The sequence below is a fragment of the Paraconexibacter sp. genome, assembly GCF_059438195.1.
On record NZ_JBLKKY010000144.1, the window covers coordinates 1 to 1,701 of the forward strand.

The window sequence follows — 1,701 nt, forward strand, 5'->3', positions numbered from 1 at the left end:
CGGACTCCTCGACGCTCACGACGCCGTCCTGCTCGGCGATCTGCGCGATGCCCTTCGGCTTGCGCGCCTCGAAGAGCTCGACGACGCGCGGCAGGCCGTGCGTGATGTCCGCGCCGGCGACGCCGCCGGTGTGGAACGTCCGCATCGTGAGCTGCGTGCCCGGCTCGCCGATCGACTGCGCGGCGATGATGCCGACCGCGTCGCCGATCTGCGCCGTCTTGCCGGAGGCCATCGACCGGCCGTAGCAGGCCTGGCACACGCCCGTCTCGGCGATGCACTTCAGCACCGAGCGGACCGCCACCCGCGGCGGCTCCACGTCGTCCGGGGACGCCTGGTAGGCGGCGAAGTCCTCGGCGAACGCGGCCTCGATCTCGGCGAGCTCCTCGCGGTCGATCTCGCCGCCCTTCTCGACGAGCACGCGACCGCGCGACGTCGTGATGTCCGCGGCGGCGACGCGGCCGATGAGGTTGTCGTTCGGGTCACCGGTGACCTTGAACGTCTCCAGCTCGATGTGCTCCTCGGTGCCGCAGTCGGGCTCGCGGATGATGACGTCCTGCGCGACGTCGACGAGCCGCCGGGTGAGGTAGCCCGAGTCGGCGGTGCGCAGGGCGGTGTCCGCGAGGCCCTTCCGGGCGCCGTGGGTCGAGATGAAGTACTCGAGGACCGTGAGGCCCTCCATGAAGTTCGCCTTGATCGGGCGCTCGATGATCTCGCCCTTCGGGTTGGCCATGAGGCCTCGCATCCCGGCGAGCTGACGGATCTGCTTGAAGGAGCCTCGCGCACCCGAGTCGGCCATCATGAAGATGGGGTTCAGGTGGTCGAAGTTCTCCTGCATCGCCTCGCCGACCTTGTCCGTCGCCTCGTTCCACTGGTCGACGACGGCCTGGTGGCGCTCCTCCTGGGTGATGAGACCCATGTCGTACTGGTCCTGGATCTCGGCGACCCGGCCCTCGTACTCCCCGAGGATCTCCGCCTTCTTCGGCGGGACGATGACGTCGTTCTTCGAGATCGTGATCCCGGCGAGGGTCGAGTACTTGAACCCGAGGTCCTTGAAGACGTCGAGGACGAGCGCGACCGCCGGCGCGCCGTAGCGCTGGACGAGCAGGTCGATGAGCTGCACGGTGTCGCGCTTCTTCATCGGCTGGTTGACGAACGGGAACCCGGCGGGGTCGAAGGAGTCCCCGAGGGCGTCCTCGAGCGCGCGCTCGATCTGCTCGTTGTAGATGATCCGGCCGACGGTCGTGAGCACGTGGCCCTCGCGGCCCGCCGGGCGGTACTCGGCGAGCGTGTGGAGCCCGACGACCTTCGCCTCGTAGGAGAGCTCGGCCTCCTGCGCGGAGCGGAAGACGTGCGGACGCTCCGTCCCGGCCGGCCACTCACCGGCCCGCAGCTTCTCCTGGAGGTCGGAGAGCTCCGCGGGCTCGGGACCGCTCGTGAGGTAGTACGCGCCGAGGACCATGTCCTGCGACGGGGTCGCGAGCGGCGCGCCGTGCGCCGGGGAGAGGATGTTGTTGCTCGAGAGCATGAGGATCCGGGCCTCCGCCTGCGCCTCGGCGCTCAGCGGGAGGTGGACCGCCATCTGGTCGCCGTCGAAGTCGGCGTTGTACGCCGCGCAGACGAGCGGATGGAGCTGGATCGCCTTGCCCTCGACGAGCACGGGCTCGAAGGCCTGGATGCCGAGGCGGTGGAGCGTCGGCGCGC

The 1,701-nt window shown here is 69.8% G+C and carries 1 protein-coding gene; it reads right to left on the bottom strand.

Features of this window, described 5'->3' with window-relative positions:
* Positions 1-1,701, bottom strand: a 1,701-nt coding sequence (locus tag ACME2J_RS22280) for a DNA-directed RNA polymerase subunit beta' (protein WP_495547141.1), incomplete at both ends; no start/stop codon positions are given.